The organism is Streptococcus mitis subsp. hohhotensis, from assembly GCF_000722775.1.
GTDB lineage: Bacteria > Bacillota > Bacilli > Lactobacillales > Streptococcaceae > Streptococcus > Streptococcus carlssonii.
Window position 1 is genome coordinate 1 of sequence record NZ_JPFZ01000009.1, and the last position, 17124, is coordinate 17124.

At 39.4% G+C, this 17124-nt stretch carries 14 protein-coding genes, 11 tRNA genes and 1 pseudogene; 22 read left to right on the forward strand and 4 right to left on the reverse strand.

Going from position 1 to position 17124, the window contains the following annotated elements; translation table 11 throughout:
• Positions 1–31: 31 nt before the first annotated feature.
• From SK608_RS02635 to SK608_RS02685, 11 genes are all read left to right on the forward strand, one after another.
• Positions 32–117: transfer RNA gene (locus SK608_RS02635), tRNA-Leu, on the forward strand.
• Positions 118–126: 9 nt separating this feature from the next.
• Positions 127–200, forward strand: a tRNA-Arg gene (locus tag SK608_RS02640).
• A 15-nt stretch (positions 201–215) separates the two neighbouring features.
• Positions 216–289: transfer RNA gene (locus tag SK608_RS02645), tRNA-Pro, on the forward strand.
• A gap of 5 nt (positions 290–294) precedes the next feature.
• Positions 295–368: transfer RNA gene (locus tag SK608_RS02650), tRNA-Met, on the forward strand.
• Between the two features lie 13 nt (positions 369–381).
• Positions 382–455 (forward strand) — tRNA-Ile (locus SK608_RS02655).
• 12 nt (positions 456–467) lie between these two features.
• A tRNA-Ser gene (locus tag SK608_RS02660) sits at positions 468–557 on the forward strand.
• Positions 558–567: 10 nt separating this feature from the next.
• Positions 568–641 (forward strand) — tRNA-Met (locus SK608_RS02665).
• Positions 642–644: 3 nt separating this feature from the next.
• A tRNA-Phe gene (locus SK608_RS02670) sits at positions 645–717 on the forward strand.
• 20 nt (positions 718–737) lie between these two features.
• A tRNA-Gly gene (locus tag SK608_RS02675) sits at positions 738–808 on the forward strand.
• Between the two features lie 34 nt (positions 809–842).
• A tRNA-Ile gene (locus SK608_RS02680) sits at positions 843–916 on the forward strand.
• A gap of 6 nt (positions 917–922) precedes the next feature.
• Positions 923–1010 (forward strand) — tRNA-Ser (locus tag SK608_RS02685).
• Positions 1011–1197: 187 nt separating this feature from the next.
• Here the strand turns inward: SK608_RS02685 and birA are convergent.
• Together birA and SK608_RS02695 are read right to left on the reverse strand one after the other, a co-directional pair.
• The gene (birA, locus tag SK608_RS02690) at positions 1198–2133 is read right to left on the reverse strand and encodes a bifunctional biotin--[acetyl-CoA-carboxylase] ligase/biotin operon repressor BirA (RefSeq protein WP_033676392.1); all 936 of its coding nucleotides are present in this window, start codon (positions 2131–2133) and stop codon (positions 1198–1200) included.
• Positions 2130–2990: an AraC family transcriptional regulator gene (locus SK608_RS02695; protein WP_033676396.1), complete on the reverse strand. Its 861-nt coding sequence runs from the start codon at positions 2988–2990 to the stop codon at positions 2130–2132. The genes birA and SK608_RS02695 overlap by 4 nt, the downstream gene beginning before the upstream one ends.
• A gap of 107 nt (positions 2991–3097) precedes the next feature.
• Here SK608_RS02695 and SK608_RS02700 point away from each other — a divergent pair, with 107 nt between their 5' ends.
• From SK608_RS02700 to SK608_RS02740, 10 genes and pseudogenes are all read left to right on the forward strand, one after another.
• Positions 3098–5260 carry an alpha-galactosidase gene (locus SK608_RS02700; RefSeq protein ID WP_033676398.1) on the forward strand — a complete coding sequence of 721 codons (2163 nt, stop codon included), beginning with the start codon at positions 3098–3100 and terminating at the stop codon, positions 5258–5260.
• A 34-nt stretch (positions 5261–5294) separates the two neighbouring features.
• The gene (locus tag SK608_RS02705; protein ID WP_033676401.1) at positions 5295–6545 is read left to right on the forward strand and encodes an extracellular solute-binding protein; all 1251 of its coding nucleotides are present in this window, start codon (positions 5295–5297) and stop codon (positions 6543–6545) included.
• An 18-nt stretch (positions 6546–6563) separates the two neighbouring features.
• Positions 6564–7436, forward strand: coding sequence for a carbohydrate ABC transporter permease (locus tag SK608_RS02710; RefSeq protein ID WP_001007715.1), 873 nt, complete (start codon positions 6564–6566; stop codon positions 7434–7436).
• Positions 7437–7452: 16 nt separating this feature from the next.
• Positions 7453–8286 (forward strand): carbohydrate ABC transporter permease, encoded by an 834-nt coding sequence (locus tag SK608_RS02715; protein WP_033676402.1) that lies wholly within the window; start codon positions 7453–7455, stop codon positions 8284–8286.
• 248 nt (positions 8287–8534) lie between these two features.
• On the forward strand, positions 8535–9977 hold the full coding sequence (gtfA, locus tag SK608_RS02720) for a sucrose phosphorylase (protein ID WP_033676404.1): 1443 nt from the start codon (positions 8535–8537) through the stop codon (positions 9975–9977).
• A 137-nt stretch (positions 9978–10114) separates the two neighbouring features.
• Complete coding sequence (locus SK608_RS02725) at positions 10115–11308, forward strand: O-antigen ligase family protein (protein ID WP_033676406.1); 1194 nt, start codon at positions 10115–10117, stop codon at positions 11306–11308.
• A 143-nt stretch (positions 11309–11451) separates the two neighbouring features.
• Complete coding sequence (locus SK608_RS02730) at positions 11452–11895, forward strand: MarR family winged helix-turn-helix transcriptional regulator (RefSeq protein WP_033676408.1); 444 nt, start codon at positions 11452–11454, stop codon at positions 11893–11895.
• A gap of 34 nt (positions 11896–11929) precedes the next feature.
• Positions 11930–12121: pseudogene (locus SK608_RS11415) on the forward strand (nuclear transport factor 2 family protein); the annotation flags it as partial.
• Between the two features lie 13 nt (positions 12122–12134).
• On the forward strand, positions 12135–12863 hold the full coding sequence (locus SK608_RS02735; RefSeq protein WP_033676410.1) for an ATP-binding cassette domain-containing protein: 729 nt from the start codon (positions 12135–12137) through the stop codon (positions 12861–12863).
• Complete coding sequence (locus tag SK608_RS02740) at positions 12856–14376, forward strand: ABC transporter permease/substrate-binding protein (protein ID WP_033676412.1); 1521 nt, start codon at positions 12856–12858, stop codon at positions 14374–14376. The genes SK608_RS02735 and SK608_RS02740 overlap by 8 nt, the downstream gene beginning before the upstream one ends.
• Positions 14377–14513: 137 nt before the next feature.
• On the opposite strand, the gene SK608_RS02745 is transcribed toward SK608_RS02740, so the two are convergent.
• Positions 14514–15050, reverse strand: a complete 537-nt coding sequence (locus tag SK608_RS02745; protein WP_033676414.1) for a TetR/AcrR family transcriptional regulator — start codon at positions 15048–15050, stop codon at positions 14514–14516.
• A 132-nt stretch (positions 15051–15182) separates the two neighbouring features.
• Between SK608_RS02745 and SK608_RS02750 the strand changes: the two genes are divergently transcribed.
• Positions 15183–16040 carry a cation diffusion facilitator family transporter gene (locus tag SK608_RS02750; RefSeq protein ID WP_033676416.1) on the forward strand — a complete coding sequence of 286 codons (858 nt, stop codon included), beginning with the start codon at positions 15183–15185 and terminating at the stop codon, positions 16038–16040.
• A 61-nt stretch (positions 16041–16101) separates the two neighbouring features.
• Here SK608_RS02750 and galR read toward each other — a convergent pair whose 3' ends face one another.
• Complete coding sequence (galR, locus tag SK608_RS02755; protein WP_033676418.1) at positions 16102–17106, reverse strand: DNA-binding transcriptional regulator GalR; 1005 nt, start codon at positions 17104–17106, stop codon at positions 16102–16104.
• Positions 17107–17124 lie beyond the last annotated feature (18 nt).

Consider the following 17124-nt stretch of genomic DNA (forward strand, 5'->3'; position numbering starts at 1 on the left):
CGGGTTCGAATCCCGTCGTTCGCTTAGAGAGGCCGGGGTGGCGGAACTGGCAGACGCACAGGACTTAAAATCCTGCGATTGGTAACGATCGTACCGGTTCGATTCCGGTCCTCGGCATAATATAGAGCACCCTTAGCTCAACTGGATAGAGTACCTGACTACGAATCAGGCGGTTAGAGGTTCGACTCCTCTAGGGTGCATTTTTCTATTTAACTCGGGAAGTAGCTCAGCTTGGTAGAGTACTTGGTTTGGGACCAAGGTGTCGCAGGTTCGAATCCTGTCTTCCCGATATATGGCGGTGTAGCTCAGCTGGCTAGAGCGTCCGGTTCATACCCGGGAGGTCGGGGGTTCGATCCCCTTCGCCGCTATAATGATCTTGTTGGACCTTTAGCTCAGCTGGTTAGAGCTCTCGGCTCATAACCGAGTGGTCGTAGGTTCAAGTCCTACAAGGTCCATTTGAATATTATGGAGGATTACCCAAGTCCGGCTGAAGGGAACGGTCTTGAAAACCGTCAGGCGTGTAAAAGCGTGCGTGGGTTCGAATCCCACATCCTCCTTTTGTATTAACGCGGGATGGAGCAGCTCGGTAGCTCGTCGGGCTCATAACCCGAAGGTCGTAGGTTCAAATCCTGCTCCCGCAATAAGGCTCGGTAGCTCAGTTGGTAGAGCAATGGATTGAAGCTCCATGTGTCGGCGGTTCGATTCCGTCTCGCGCCATTTTTACTTATAGTATGTATGCGGGTGTAGTTTAGTGGTAAAACTACAGCCTTCCAAGCTGTTGTCGCGAGTTCGATTCTCGTCACCCGCTTTGAACTTTGTTCAAATTACCAAGTTTTTAACTTGGGCGCGTAGCTCAGGTGGTTAGAGCGCACGCCTGATAAGCGTGAGGTCGGTGGTTCGAGTCCACTCGTGCCCATTAATTGGAGAATTACTCAAGAGGCTGAAGAGGACGGTTTGCTAAATCGTTAGGTCGGGTAACTGGCGCAAGGGTTCGAATCCCTTATTCTCCGTTTTAATGAGGGTTTATAACTCTCTTTTTTTGTATTTTTAAGAATAGTAGAATAAAAACTTCAGATTTGTAAAACTTAATTGGATTACTTATCTGAAGTTTTTTTGCGCTCTTTGTCAACTGTAGTGGGCTGCAGAAAAGCTAAAATCTTTATATATTGTCGTTTTTATGGTTGTGCTTATTTATTACTACTTCCAACTCTTGAGTGAAATTTCTCCGCTATTGAGCCAGATTTCTTTTCCGTTATCACATTGTACTAAAAGTTTTCCATTTTCAGAGATATCTTTAGCAAGTCCCTTGTAGTCTTTTTTGTCCAGTGTGAAAGCAACTTCTTTTCCAAGCACGAATGACTGTTTTTTATATAGGTATAATAACTCATCTGCTGGTGTTTCGAAGAAAGCACGCCAGATTTCTATGATTAATTCATTCCTTGTTATTGGAGCTGTAGTTTTAAATAAGCTAGCAGCTTTTTCTTTTAATTCTTGTGGGAAATCATTAATAGTAAAGTTGATTCCTACTCCAATAATGATATCTGTGACTAAGCCTGTTTCTACAGAGGTCATTGCTTCAGTGAGAATTCCTCCAATTTTATGATTTTTGAGGTAGATATCATTGACCCATTTTATGTCGACATCTATTAAAGTTAGGTTCTTAATGGCTTTGTAGATAGCTCCTGCTACAAGTAGTGTGTAGGATGGTAATTTGTCATAGGGAAGATTTGGTTTGAGATGGAGTGTCATATAAATGCCACCTTGTGGGGAGTAGAAAGAACGTTGAAAACGGCCACGGCCAGCTGTTTGATAGGAAGCTAGATAGAGGGTGTTTGCTTCATTTCCTAAATCAATTGCTTCTTTTGCATCGAGTTGTGTTGATCTTGTTTCGGGTTTAAAACTGATTTTAATTGGAAGATTTTGTTCTAGAAGTTCTGGAAGAATAAGGTCTCCATTCACCAGTTTATAGCCTTTGTTTTTGATACTATCAATTTCAATGCCTTCTTGTTCTAAACGCTTGATGGCTTTCCAAATTGATGTTCTAGTCAGTGATAGTTCTTCTGCAATCTTTTCTCCGCTGATATAATCGGTTTCTTTAGCTAGAATTTGGTAGACGGCTTGGTAGGATTTCATAGTGTTTCCTTTCTCACTAGTTGGTGTTGGGAATATTCTTTTCTTGTATGACTTGGAGTCTGATTAAAGTATTGTTTATAAGCTTTTGAAAAATGGAGTGGATCTGAAAAACCTACTGAATATGCAATTACTTTGATAGACTCTTGGGTATTTTCGAGAAGTTGTTTAGCTCGGTGCATTCGAACGTAGAGTAGGTATTCTTTGGGTGATAAGGTATTAAATTCTTTGAATACGCTTGATAAGTAGCTTCTGTGAACGGATAGTTCTTTCGCTAAATCTTGAATTGTAAGTGATTGAGGATAGTGGCTATCAATTAATCTTTTGCATTCAAGATAGAGTTGGTGGGTTGATGAAATATTCTTTTTTTTCTGATTGGGAGCAATAGTTCCCAGATGAAACATCAGTTCATGGAGCTGTCCCATGATATGGAGTTGAGCTAATTCATTTGATTTTGTAATCTGAGCGAAGCGGACAATATCTGAGATGAGTTTTGAAGTTGTTTGTGTTTGACAAGTTTCAGATTGGATGAGATAGGATTGATCAGAAATTTGAGAAAGAGCAAAATAGTCAGGAGCTTTCCCTCCAGTGATTCCTAACCAGTAGTAGGCCCAAGGTTCTTCACTATCTGCTTGATAAAAGGTTAGTTCATCTGGTTTTAATAGAAAGAAATCTCCTTCTTTTAAATCAACAATTTTACCCTTGTAATGAAATTTTCCTTGTCCTTTAGTAATGTAATGTAGAACGTATGTATCTCGAATTGCTGGACCAAAAGAGTAATTAGGTGTGCATTCCTCATATCCATAAAAGCTTAAGGAAAGGTCAATTGTTCCAGTCTGGTATTCTGAAAAAACTAGCATGTGCTACCTCCTACCTAACATTTTACCATATTCTTGAGACATTTTTCCATTTTAGAAAGCGATTTCAGATGATAAAATATAGTCAATAAAGTGATGAGGTGAAGTAAATGGGTGTTAGGATAGAGAATAATCTATTTTATGTTGAGAGTAAAAATCTAAGTTTGATCATTGAAAATCGAAATGGCTACTTACTATTGAAACATTTAGGAAAGACTATTAAGAACTATAAAGGTTCCAATAGTGTTTATGAACGAGATCATGCCTTTTCAGGAAATCCAACAGCTACTAATCGAACCTTTAGCTTAGATACACAACGTCAAATTTTTGGACAACATGGTTTGGGTGACTTTAGAAAACCAACTTTACAGGTTCAGCATGATGCAACTGAAGTAACAGACTTTCGATTTGTAGAAGCAAAGATTTTAAAAGGTCAGAATGGTCCACAGGGCTTACCTTCTCCACACAGCGTGGATGATACAGAGACTCTTGTCTTAATGTTAGAAGATTCTAAGGCTCAACTTAGTCTGACTTTGTATTATACTGCTTTTGATAATGATGCGACAATTGCTAGTTACAGCAAATTGGAGAATAATAGTAATCAGGAAGTTATCATCCATAAGGACTTTTCTTTTATGGCTGATTTCCCTGCTGCAGCTTACGAAATCGTAACTCTTCAGGGAGCTTATGCTCGTGAAAAGACTGTCAGACGTCAACAGGTAGAACAAGGAATCTTTTCGATTAGTTCGAACCGTGGAGCTTCTGGGCATGCTCAAACACCAGCTCTTCTCTTATGTGATCAAGGAGTCACAGAGGATGCTGGAAATGTGTTTGCTATTCAACTAATGTATAGTGGAAACTTTGAAGCTTTTGCTCAAAAGAATCAATTGAATGAAGTTCGGGTGGCTATTGGCATAAATCCGGAAAATTTTTCTTGGAAGTTAGACCCTGAGGAATACTTTGAAACACCGGTAGCTTTAGTGACTTATTCAGATAAGGGATTAACTGGTGTTAGTCATGAAAGTCATAATTTTGTACTGAAGCACATTATGCCAAGTAAATTTTCTAAAAAAGAGCGTCCAATCCTAATCAATAACTGGGAAGCTACCTACTTTGACTTTCAGAGAGAAAAGCTGTTAGAGCTAGCTGATGAAGCTAAGAAAGTTGGCATTGAACTTTTTGTATTAGATGATGGTTGGTTTGGCAATCGATTTGATGATAATCGTGCTTTAGGTGATTGGGTTGTTAATGAGAAAAAACTGGGTGGAAGTCTAGAAAGTCTGATTTCAGTTATCCATGAAAGAGGTTTGCAGTTTGGGCTTTGGTTAGAACCCGAGATGATTTCTGTAGATAGTGATTTGTATCGTAAACATCCTGACTGGGCTATTCAGGTTCCTGGCTATGAGCATACTTATTCTCGGAATCAATTAGTACTTAATCTTGCCAATCCTCAGGTAGTAGAATACTTGAAAAATGTATTAGATCAACTCCTATCTTATCATGAGATTGATTACATTAAATGGGATATGAATCGTAATATGACTAACCTAGGAAATGGCTTTACTTATCTAGAGACACAGATGCAATCTCATCAGTACATGTTGGGGCTTTACGAACTCGTTTCTTATCTGACAGAGAAGCACAGCCATATTCTCTTTGAGTCCTGCTCTGGTGGTGGTGGACGAAATGATCTGGGTATGGTGCGCTATTTCCCACAAGTCTGGGCTAGTGATAATACTGATGCTATTGCACGTTTACCAATTCAATACGGTTCATCCTATCTCTATCCAACCATTTCTATGGGGGCTCATGTTTCAGCAGTACCGAATCATCAGATGGGACGAATGACACCATTAGAAACACGTGGCCATGTAGCAATGATGGGAAATTTGGGATATGAGCTTGATTTGACAAGTTTATCAGATGAAGAGAAAACTGAGATTGCTAATCAGGTGAACTTGTATAAAGAATTACGACCAGTAGTTCAGTTAGGACAACAGTATAGGTTAATCAATCCCGAGTCTGCATCCAATGAAGCAGCTGTACAATTTAATTACAAAAATCAAACGATTGTAACCTACGTTCGCGTTTTGTCAGTTGTAGAGACCATGGAAACAACTTTAAAATTAAAAGATTTGGATGAAGAGGGACTGTATGAATTACGGGAAAATGGAGAAGTTTACTCAGGTGCAGAACTCATGTATGCAGGTTTAACTGTTATCTTATCCCAGGGAGATTTTTTGAGTAAACAGTATATTTTTAGAAGACTATAATAAAGGTGTATAATTTTATAAAGGAGGCTTTCCAATGAAATGGTATAAGAAAGCAGGTTTTCTTTTAGTAGCTGGGGTTAGTTTACTAGGCCTAGCAGCTTGTGGTCAGAATAGTCAATCGACTGATGGAAAGGTAACGATTGAATTTTTTAACCAGAAGACCGAAATGGCGGATACTTTGCAAAAAATTGTAGATCATTTTGAAAAGGATCATCCTACTATTGATGTAAAACTGACGACTGTTCCGGCAGCTGGAATTGTTCTAAAGACTCGGATTTTATCAGGAGATGTTCCAGATATTGTTAATATCTATCCTCAAAATATGGATTTTCAGGAGTGGGCAAAAGCAGGTTATTTTGCAGATATGACAGGGAAATCTTATCTTGAGAACATTAAGAATGACTATGCAGAAAAGTATGCAATCAATAACAAGATTTATAATGTGCCTTTAACTGCTAACCTTTATGGAATTTATTACAATAAAACAAAGTTTAAAGAATTAGGACTTGAGGAACCGAAGACTTTTAAAGAGTTTCAAGAGATTGTTAAAAAGATAAAAGATAGTGGGAATTCTCCGTTTGCAGTTGCAGGCAATGAGGGATGGACATTAAACGGTTATCACCAACTTTCTCTCATTACTATTACAGGCAGTGGAGACGCAGCTAATAACTATCTTCGCTTTTCAAAACCAAATGCTATTTCTGTAGATGATACTATTTTAAAATCAGATGCAGAACGACTAGATTTGTTGGCAGACAATGCTCAAGATGGATGGCGTGGTGCTTCTTATAATGATGCGGTGGTAGCATTCTCGAATGAAAAAGCCTTGATGATGCCACAAGGATCATGGGCATTAGCGGCAATTAATCAACAGGATCCAAAATTTGATGTGGGGATGTTTGCCTTCCCAGGAGAAGAAGTAGGAAAAGAAGTCACTGTTGGTGCAGGGGACATGGCATTATCAACTTCAGCTACTACCAAACATCCTAAAGAAACCGAAGAATTTATCAGCTATATGACTAGTCCAAAAGCTATGCAGGCATATTATGATGTGGATGGATCACCAGTTGCTGTAAAAGGTGTACAGGAAAAAGAAGATTCAGCACTTGCAGAGATTTCTAAACTAGCATTTACGGATAAACATTATGTTTGGTTGGGCCAACACTGGAATTCTGAAGAAGATTTTTTCAATCTAAGTGCAGGTTACTTGATGGATAAAAATCTGAAAAATATGGCAAACAATCTCAATGCTTTCTTTAATCCAATGAAGGCAGATTTGGACTAGAATAGGAGTTAAGATGATATGGCTATTCGAAAAATTTTAAATAAATACTGGGGTTGGACTTTTTTGCTCATCCCGCTTGCATTACAAGCTATCTTCTTTTACTTTCCGATGGTACAAGGTGCTTTCTATAGTTTGACTAACTGGACTGGATTGACCTATAATTATAAATTTGTTGGTCTGAATAACTACAAATTGCTGATGATTGATGGGAAGTTCTTCACAGCCATTGCTTTTACTTTGATTTTAACCCTGGCATTGATTATTGGAGAGATTACAATTGGGATGGTTGTGGCTCGAGCCTTAAATTCTAAGATGAAAGGGCAGACTTTCTTTAGGGCTTGGTTCTTTTTCCCCGCTGTTTTGTCTGGTTTGACAGTTTCCTTGATTTTTAAACAATTCTTCAACTATGGTCTTCCAACGATTGGAAAAATTTTAGGGATTAGTTTTTTACAAGAAAGTCTATTAGGAACACCAATTGGAGCGGTAGTGGCAACTATTTTTGTTCTTCTATGGCAAGGAGTAGCAATGCCAATTATTCTCTTTCTTGCTGGTCTTCAGAGTATTCCAAGTGATATTTTGGAGGCGGCATCAATTGATGGTGCAACAAGCAAACAAACTTTTTGGAAGATTGAATTACCATATTTGCTACCAACGATTTCTATGGTTTTTATCCTAGCTCTTAAGTCTGGTTTGACTGCCTTTGACCAAATTTTTGCCTTGACGAGTGGTGGTCCAAATAATGCTACAACGTCTCTTGGTCTTTTAGTCTACAACTATGCCTTCAAGAGTAATCAATATGGATATGCGAATGCAATTGCCTTGATTTTATTCTTAATTATTGGAATTGTTTCTCTGATCCAAATCAAACTATCAAAGAAATTTGAAATCTAATAGGGGAGTCTTACACATGAAAAAAGAAGAAAAATTGAATCAGTTTTGGAAGTATGTCCTCTTGATAGTAGGTGGTATTCTCATACTTGTTCCTTTGTTGGTAACGGTTTTTAGTTCCTTCAAGATAACCAAGGATATCATGAATCATTTCTTTGGTTTGCCCAATCCTTTTACATTAAGCAATTATGAACGATTGATTTCGGATGGGATTGGAGGCTATTTCTGGAATTCAGCTGTTATTACGGTGTTATCATTGATTGTAGTAGCCTTCTTTATACCAGCTGCAGCCTATTCCATTGCTCGAAATATGTCCAAGAAAAAAGCCTTTGCAATTATGTATTCGCTCTTGATTTTAGGGATATTTGTTCCATTTCAGGTGATTATGATTCCTATCACAGTTATGATGAGCAAACTCGGCCTGGCAAATATGTGGGGGTTGGTACTACTTTATCTAACTTATGCAATTCCACAGACTCTCTTCTTGTATGTTGGTTATATTAAAATCAGTGTACCAGATAGTTTAGATGAAGCTGCAGAAATTGATGGGGCTGATCGATTTACAACTTACCGTCGAATTATCTTTCCAATGCTGAAGCCCATGCATGCTACAACCTTGATTATCAATGCATTATGGTTCTGGAATGACTTTATGTTGCCATTGTTGATTTTGAATAAGGATTCCAAGCTGTGGACTTTGCCTCTCTTCCAGTACAACTACCAAGGTCAGTATTTTAATGACTATGGGCCAAGTTTTGCATCCTATATTGTGGGAATTGTAACAATTACTGTCGTCTACCTCATCTTCCAAAAACATATTATTTCAGGAATGAGCAACGGCGCGGTGAAATAAGATACAAAGGGACGATTCAGCTTGCTGAAAATTTCTGTAGAAAAATAGGAAATTGACGTAGTGTGCTTGCACACAAGAAGATTTATCTTTTTTCCTAAGAAATTAGTCCCGTGTTCAATTCCGTATACGAAGGGACGATTCAGCTTGTTGATTTCAATCGTACCCTATGAAGCAATTCTTAAAATACATAAACTCATAAAAGCCAAGTCATATGAGACTTGGCTTCAATTAGAAAAAGGAGAGTAATGATGCCAATTCAGAATAAAACTATGTTGATTACCTATTCAGATAGTCTTGGAAATAATCTTAAAGACTTATATGAGAATTTGGAAGAGCATTTTGGATATGCTATTGGGGGAGTTCACCTTCTACCATTTTTCCCATCAACAGGCGATCGTGGATTTGCGCCAGTTGACTATGACGAAGTGGATTCAGCTTTTGGTGATTGGGAGGACGTTAAGCGTTTAGGTGAGAAATATTATCTTATGTTTGACTTTATGATTAATCATATTTCTCGTCAATCCAAGTACTATAAGGACTATCAAGAAAAACATGAAGTCAGTGAATTTAAAGATCTCTTTTTAAACTGGGATAAGTTTTGGCCAGAAAACCGTCCGACACAGTCTGATGTAGATTTAATTTACAAGCGTAAGGATCGTGCACCAAAGCAAGAGATTGTGTTTGAAGATGGTTCAGTGGAACATTTGTGGAATACCTTTGGTGAGGAGCAGATTGATCTTGATGTGACCAAAGAAGTAACGATGGAATTTATCCGTAAGACCATTCAGCACTTGGCAAGTAATGGGTGTGATTTGATTCGTCTAGATGCCTTTGCTTATGCAGTGAAGAAATTGGATACTAATGATTTCTTTGTAGAACCAGATATTTGGGATTTATTGGACAAAGTTCGAGATATCGCTGCTGAGTATGGGACAGAGCTTTTACCTGAGATTCATGAACACTATTCGATTCAGTTTAAAATAGCAGACCATGATTACTATGTTTATGATTTTGCTCTTCCAATGGTGACACTTTATACTCTTTACAGTTCCAGAACAGAGCGTTTGGCTAAGTGGTTAAAGATGAGCCCGATGAAGCAATTTACGACGCTGGACACCCATGATGGGATTGGAGTGGTGGATGTCAAGGATATCCTGACTGATGAGGAAATCGACTATGCTTCAAATGAGCTCTATAAGGTTGGAGCTAATGTCAAACGTAAGTACTCCAGTGCCGAGTATAACAATTTAGATATCTACCAAATTAATTCAACCTACTATTCTGCGCTTGGAGACGATGATGTCAAGTATTTCCTTGCACGCTTAATTCAAGCTTTTGCCCCAGGTATTCCTCAGGTTTACTATGTAGGTTTATTAGCAGGCAAGAATGATTTGAAATTATTAGAAGAAACTAAAGAAGGTCGAAATATTAATCGTCATTACTATAGCAATGAGGAAATAGCAGAAGAAGTCCAACGTCCTGTAGTGAAGGCCCTTCTCAATCTATTTTCTTTCCGTAATCGTTCAGAAGCATTTGATTTAGAAGGAACTATTGACGTTGAAACACCAACATCCCACAGCATTGTAATCAAACGTCAAAATAAAGATAAGTCCGTAACAGCAGTAGCAGAAATTGATTTGCAAAATCAGACTTATCGGGTAATTGAGAACGGAATTGAAGTAACATTTTGAAGCCTTGATATGGTTGATAAAATAGGGTTTTTATTTTAGAAAACGTTTCCTTTGTTTTCAAATTGCTAAAAAAGTGGTACAATAAAGGGTAGCTTACTATTATCTGAATCAATTGATTTGGAGAGAAAGGATTCATTTTGAAATCAATAGGCTTTATTGAAAAGCTGAAAGGGTTGTCTAGTAAAGAGCTGATTTTATTGGGAATTATCCTGAGTATCTTTTTACCCTTTTATCTTTTTGTAGTTGTATTCTGTTTATATATTATTAGTTTGATTTTTACAGGAGACATGAAAAGTATTCTTCAGAAAATGGGGGAGCATCCGATGCTGCTTCTTTTTCTTGGCTATAGTACTGTTATATCCGTTTTTGCACAAAATTGGATGGGAGTTGTGGCTTCGGTAGGAATTTTTCTATTTACTGTTTTCTTTTTGCATTATCAGTCGATTTTATCACATAAATTCTTTCGATTGATTTTGCAGCTCGTCTTGTTTGGTAGCGTCTTGTCAGCTGCTTTTGCGAGTTTAGAACATTTCCAAATTGTGAAGAAATTCAACTATGCTTTTCTTTCACCCAATATGCAGGTGTGGCATCAGAATCGTGCAGAAGTGACCTTCTTTAATCCTAATTATTATGGAATTATTTGTTGTTTCTGTATCATGATTGCCTTCTATCTGTTTACAACGACCAAGTTGAATTGGTTGAAAGTATTCTGTGTGATTGCAGGCTTTGTGAATCTCTTTGGATTGAACTTTACTCAAAATCGAACTGCCTTTCCTGCTATTATCGCTGGAGCAATCATCTATCTCTTTACGACCATTAAAAACTGGAAGGCCTTTTGGCTTAGTATTGGGGTCTTTGCGATTGGCTTGAGCTTCCTCTTTTCCAGTGATTTGGGAGTTCGGATGGGGACTTTAGATTCTTCTATGGAAGAACGCATTTCTATCTGGGATGCTGGGATGGCCTTGTTTAAGCAAAATCCTTTTTGGGGTGAGGGGCCATTGACCTATATGCACTCGTATCCTCGGATAAATGCTCCTTATCATGAACATGCTCACAGCCTTTATATTGATACGATTCTGAGTTACGGAATTGTAGGGACTATTTTATTAGTTTTGTCTTCTGTTGCTCCTGTTCGCTTGATGATGGATATGAGTCAGGAGTCGGGGAAACGCCCGATTATCGGTCTTTATCTGTCTTTCCTTACAGTGGTTGCTGTACACGGAATCTTTGACTTGGCCCTCTTCTGGATTCAGTCAGGTTTCATTTTCTTGCTAGTTATGTGCAGTGTTCCATTGGAGCATCGAACGTTGGTATCGGACATAACGGATTAAGTTTATAAGATTAGAATCTTCTACCTTGGGTGGGAGATTTTTTACTTGGAAAAATTATTTCTAAATCGAAATAGTTGACAGTTAGAATAATGAGTGTTACAATTGCTTTATTCGTTTCGATATCGAAATAAATTGGAGGTGTCATGAAAGATAGTCATTTGGTAGCTCATCATATTCGTTTGTTGAATGGGCGGATTTTTCAAAAGTTACTGAGCCAAGATCCTGAAGCTCTTTATCGAAGTGAACAGGGGAAGATTTTAGCAGTTTTATGGAATAGTGAAACTGGCTGCGCAACTGCGACAGATATTGCGCTTGCGACTGGGCTTGCTAATAATACTCTGACAACGATGATTAAAAAACTAGAGGAACAAAATCTTGTAACTGTTAGTCCATGCGGAGAAGACAAGCGTAAGAAGTATTTAGTTTTAACAGATTTGGGGCAGTCCCAGAAAGAAGTGGGGCATCGTGTCAGTCAGAAATTGGATACGATCTTTTACAAAGGGTTTTCAGAGGAAGAAATTCGTCAGTTTGAAGCCTTTCAAGAAAGAATTTTGGCTAATCTGAAAGAGGAGGAAAATGAGGCTTAAAATGGAGCAAATTAGCTGTTTATAAGTAAAGGCCACTTTTGACTTTGTTTTCCAGCTCTTAGGACAAGGAAACTATGTGGTTAGCTATGGTCAGAATCGGATTGGTTGAGTTGCCTATGCCCAGTACGATATCTTCCGTCTAGAAAACGGGAAAATTGTGGAGCATTGGGACAATAAGGAAGTCATGCCTAAGGTAGAAGACTTGACCAATCGAGGGAAGTTTTAAATGAGGACAAAGAATGATTGAATACAAAAATGTAGCTTTACGTTACACAGAAAAAGATGTCTTGAGAGATGTTAATTTACGGATTGAGAATGGGGAATTTATGGTTTTAGTTGGGCCATCTGGGTCCGGTAAGACGACCATGATCAAGATGATTAACCGTCTTTTGGAACCAACTGATGGAAATATTTACATGGATGGCAAGCGCATAAAAGACTATGACGAGCGTGAGCTTCGTCTCTCTACTGGTTATGTTTTACAGGCCATTGCTCTCTTTCCAAATCTAACGGTTGCGGAAAATATTGCCCTGATTCCTGAGATGAAAGGATGGACTAAGGAAGAAATTGCTCAGAAAACAGAAGAGCTTTTGGCAAAGGTTGGTTTACCAGTAGCTGAGTATGGGCATCGTTTGCCTAGTGAATTATCTGGTGGGGAGCAACAGCGTGTTGGAATTGTACGGGCTATGATTGGTCAGCCTAAGATTCTCCTCATGGATGAGCCTTTTTCGGCTCTTGATGCTATTTCGAGAAAACAGTTGCAGGTTCTGACTAAAGAATTGCATAAAGAGTTTGGGATGACAACGATTTTTGTGACCCATGATACGGATGAGGCCTTGAAGTTGGCGGACCGTATTGCTGTTTTACAGGATGGAGAAATTCGCCAGGTGGCGAATCCTGAGACTATTTTAAAAGCTCCTGCCACAGAATTTGTAGCAGACTTGTTTGGAGGTAGTGTTCATGACTAATTTAATTGCAACTTTTCAGGATCGTTTTAGTGATTGGTTGACAGCTCTATCTCAACATTTGCAGTTGTCACTTTTAACCTTGTTACTAGCTATTTTTATCGCGATTCCTTTGGCTGTTTATCTTCGCTATCATGAGAAATTGGCCGACTGGGTCTTGCAGATTGCAGGGATTTTCCAGACTATCCCGTCTCTTGCCTTATTGGGACTCTTTATTCCTTTGATGGGAATTGGGACTTTACCGGCATTGACAGCTTTAGTGATTTATGCGATTTTTCCGATTTTGCAAAATACCATTACTGGGCTGAAAGGAATTGATCCGAGTCTGCAAGAGGCTGGGATTGCCTTTGGGATGACTAGGTGGGAGCGTCTCAAGAAGTTTGAAATTCCACTTGCCATGCCTGTTATGATGTCTGGAATTCGGACGGCGGCTGTCTTGATTATCGGTACGGCAACCTTGGCTGCCTTGATTGGGGCGGGAGGACTGGGGTCCTTCATCCTTTTGGGAATTGACCGTAATAATGCCAGTCTGATTTTGATTGGAGCCCTTTCTTCTGCAGTGCTTGCCATTGCCTTTAACTTCCTACTAAAAGTGATGGAAAAAGCAAAATTGCGGACGATTTTTTCTGGTTTTGCCTTGGTGACAATATTGCTTGGTTTGTCTTATAGTCCAGCCCTCTTGGCTCAAAATGAGAAAGAAAACTTGGTTATTGCTGGGAAATTGGGACCGGAACCAGAAATTTTGGCCAATATGTATAAACTCCTTATTGAAGAAAATACCAGCATGACTGCGACTGTTAAACCAAATTTTGGGAAAACAAGCTTTCTTTATGAAGCTCTGAAAAAAGGCGATATTGACATCTATCCTGAATTTACAGGAACGGTGACTGAAAGTTTGCTGCAACCATCACCGAAAGTGAGTCATGAGCCAGATCAGGTTTATCAGGTGGCGCGTGATGGTATTGCCAAACAGGATCATCTAGCTTATCTCAAACCAATGTCTTATCAAAATACCTATGCTGTAGCTGTTCCGAAAAAGATTGCTCAAGAATATGGCTTGAAGACCATTTCGGACTTGAAAAAAGTGGAAGGGCAGTTGAAGGCAGGCTTTACACTTGAGTTTAATGACCGTGAAGATGGAAATAAGGGCTTGCAATCAATGTATGGTCTCAATCTCAATGTGGCGACCATGGAGCCAGCTCTTCGCTATCAGGCAATTCAGTCAGGTGATATTCAAATCACGGACGCCTATTCAACCGATGCAGAGTTGGCGCGTTATGATTTGCAGGTCTTGGAAGATGATAAGCAACTCTTCCCACCTTATCAAGGGGCTCCACTGATGAAAGAAGCTCTTCTCAAGAAACATCCAGAGTTGGAAACAGTTCTCAATAAATTGGCTGGTAAAATTACTGAAAGCCAGATGAGCCAGCTCAACTACCAAGTCGGTGTTGAAGGCAAGTCAGCAGAACAAGTAGCCAAGGAGTTTCTACAAGAACAAGGTTTGTTGAAGAAATAGTTTGAAAATGTCAAACTCAACTTTGTTAAACGACCATATAGAAGAACGCTCAGACAATGTTGTCTGGGCTTTTTTGATTGTTGAAAAGATAAAAACTCAGTAGCCTAGAAATAAGGCAACTGAGCTCTACTCTGTATTCAATTTTTAGGAATGAGAAGGTCTAGATAAAACTGGACAACTTCCTGGTATGTAAAGTCTTGTCCTTTTTTGAGCCACCAGGTCAATGTCTCGATAAAGTTGGACACGACCAAGTGTTGGAGGTAAGAAGTAGGCAGATTAGTGTGGGCTTCTTTTAACTCATCAGCCAACATGGGATAGACATGGTGTTCTAGCTCTTTATGGAGTTGACGGAGGAAGTAGTCATTTTTGGAAAATAGCAGACTGGTGATATGGTCTTGGTTTTTCTGAAAATGAAGAAAGAGGTGGGCGAGGTAGTCCTCAGTTGAAATGGGTTGCTCTCTTTCAAAGAGATGATGAAAGAGGTAGCGGCAAAGCTCGTCCAGAAGTAGTTCCTTGCTCTCATAGTGACAGTAAAAGGTGGAACGTCCAACATCTGCGAGTTCAATGATATCCTGAACTGTAGTGGATTCGTAGCCCTTATCGTTCAAAAGTTGTAGAAAAGCTTGAAAGATGGCTTTTTTTGTTTTGCTGATACGGCGGTCAATCTTAGTCATATAGACACTTGAGGCAAATTGTTCAGAACTGAATAAAGCTGACCTTTTGCTTCTATCCTTTCTTTGAGTTTTAGTGGATAATGATAATGAACAAGGTGTTCATAAATCTATTATAACAAAGGAATGAGAAAGATGAAGGCAAAATATACTGTTTGGATAGCTTTTTTCTTAAATTTAAGCTATGCTATTGTTGAGTTTATCGCAGGAGGAATATTTGGTTCGAGTGCCGTTCTCGCTGATTCTGTTCATGACTTGGGGGATGCTATAGCCATTGGCATATCAGCCCTTCTAGAAACAATCTCCAATCGTGAAGAAGATAGGCATTATACCTTGGGTTACAAGCGATTTAGTCTTTTAGGGGCCCTGGTGACTGCTGTGATTCTTATCACAGGATCCATCCTAGTGATTTTGGAAAATATAGCGAAAATCTTTCATCCACAATCGGTCAATGATGAGGGGATTTTCTGGTTAGGAATTATTGCGATTACTATCAATGTGCTAGCGAGTCTCGTCATTCGCAAAGGACAAACCAAGAACGAATCCATTCTCAGCCTGCACTTTCTGGAAGATACCTTGGGTTGGGTGGCTGTCATCCTGATGGCCATTGTTCTTCGATTTACCGATTGGTATATCTTGGATCCGCTCTTGTCTATTGCTATTTCCTTCTTTGTTCTGTCAAAAGCCCTTCCACGTTTTTGGAGCACGCTCAAGATATTCCTCGATGCAGTGCCAGAAGGAGTAGATATCCAGAAGATCAAGACGGATTTAGCAGAATTGGATCATGTCGCTAGTATCAATCAGCTTAATCTCTGGACTATGGATGGTTTGGAAAAAAATGCCATTGTCCATGTTTGTTTAAAAGAGATGGAGCATATGGAAACTTGTAAAGAATCTATTCGAATTTTCCTCAAAGATTGTGGCTTTCAAAATATTACCATTGAAGTTGATGTTGATCTAGAAAGTCACCAAGCACATAAGCGAAAGGTGTGAGTTGGAGCGGAATCATAGAGATTATTAGAGAAACAGCCTTGCTAGCGGTCGTTTTGTAATTCTAATCATTCTTTGTACTCTCTCTCAGAGTCAGTCTGGTTCCCAGCATGGTTAGACTAGGGATTTTCCGACCGTGGAGTACTTCCTTGTTAAGAATATCCATACCTGCTCGGCCCATTTCTTCGGTATAGACGGTGATGCTGGAGAGGGGAGGATAGACTTGCTTTGTCAGGCTGGTGTCGTTAAAGGAAATAAGACTGACGCGGTCTGGCAGGGTGATTCCAGCTTCTTGGAGGGCACGGAGGGCACCGATAGCTAAACTATCGCTAGCTGCAAAAAAGGCAGGTGGCAGTTGGTCTCCCAAACTCTGAATAGCCTCTTTCATTAAGTCATAGCCAGACTGGGCAGTAAAGCTTCCTTGAAAGACTAATTCATCATGATAGATTCCCTTCGCTTGACTGTAGTTTCTGAAATTTTCCAGCCGCTTGTCCTCAATGATTTCTTCTTGGTCGGTTGTTTCTTCAAGACCTGTTAGAATCCCAATGCGATTCACCCCTTGGCTGAGAAAATAATCGACAACCTGTTTCATAGCAGTGTAAAAGTCCGTGATAATGCAGGTATGTCCTAGCGAAAGAGTATCACTGTCTAGAAAGACAAGAGGCTTTTGGTATTCTTCAAAGGCAGAAATCTGAGCTCGACTAAACTTTCCGATGCAGAGAATCCCGATGACTTCCTCGCTTAGGGTAAAAGGATGGTCATTAAAATAGCGCAAGATATCGTAGTCCAACTCTTGGGCTCTTTTTTCTATGCCTAGGCGAATCTGGTAGTAGTAGAGGTCGTCCAGCTCCCCTTGTTCACTGACCCATTGGATAATGGCAATCTTTTGCTTGGGCTTGTGGGACTCGCCTGTCTTGAGGTGCTTAGTATAGCCCAACTCTTCAGCAACAGTTAAAATACGGTGTCTGGTTTCTTCTGTAACAGATAGGCTCTGGTCGCGGTTGAGGACACGGGATACGGTCGCGATAGAGACAGAGGCTAGCTGTGCAATGTCTTTTAAGGTAGCCATAAATCCTCCTTGATTAGG

Coding starts and splice junctions, on each gene's coding strand:
- SK608_RS02745 (WP_033676414.1), bottom strand. CDS start 15,050: ATGACTAAGATTGACCGCCGTATCAGCAAAACAAAAAAAGCCATCTTT.
- SK608_RS02710 (WP_001007715.1), top strand. CDS start 6,564: ATGGCTATTCGAAAAATTTTAAATAAATACTGGGGTTGGACTTTTTTG.
- gtfA (WP_033676404.1), top strand. CDS start 8,535: ATGCCAATTCAGAATAAAACTATGTTGATTACCTATTCAGATAGTCTT.
- SK608_RS02750 (WP_033676416.1), top strand. CDS start 15,183: ATGAAGGCAAAATATACTGTTTGGATAGCTTTTTTCTTAAATTTAAGC.
- galR (WP_033676418.1), bottom strand. CDS start 17,106: ATGGCTACCTTAAAAGACATTGCACAGCTAGCCTCTGTCTCTATCGCG.
- SK608_RS02740 (WP_033676412.1), top strand. CDS start 12,856: ATGACTAATTTAATTGCAACTTTTCAGGATCGTTTTAGTGATTGGTTG.
- SK608_RS02715 (WP_033676402.1), top strand. CDS start 7,453: ATGAAAAAAGAAGAAAAATTGAATCAGTTTTGGAAGTATGTCCTCTTG.
- birA (WP_033676392.1), bottom strand. CDS start 2,133: ATGAAATCCTACCAAGCCGTCTACCAAATTCTAGCTAAAGAAACCGAT.
- SK608_RS02695 (WP_033676396.1), bottom strand. CDS start 2,990: ATGCTAGTTTTTTCAGAATACCAGACTGGAACAATTGACCTTTCCTTA.
- SK608_RS02700 (WP_033676398.1), top strand. CDS start 3,098: ATGGGTGTTAGGATAGAGAATAATCTATTTTATGTTGAGAGTAAAAAT.
- SK608_RS02730 (WP_033676408.1), top strand. CDS start 11,452: ATGAAAGATAGTCATTTGGTAGCTCATCATATTCGTTTGTTGAATGGG.
- SK608_RS02705 (WP_033676401.1), top strand. CDS start 5,295: ATGAAATGGTATAAGAAAGCAGGTTTTCTTTTAGTAGCTGGGGTTAGT.
- SK608_RS02735 (WP_033676410.1), top strand. CDS start 12,135: ATGATTGAATACAAAAATGTAGCTTTACGTTACACAGAAAAAGATGTC.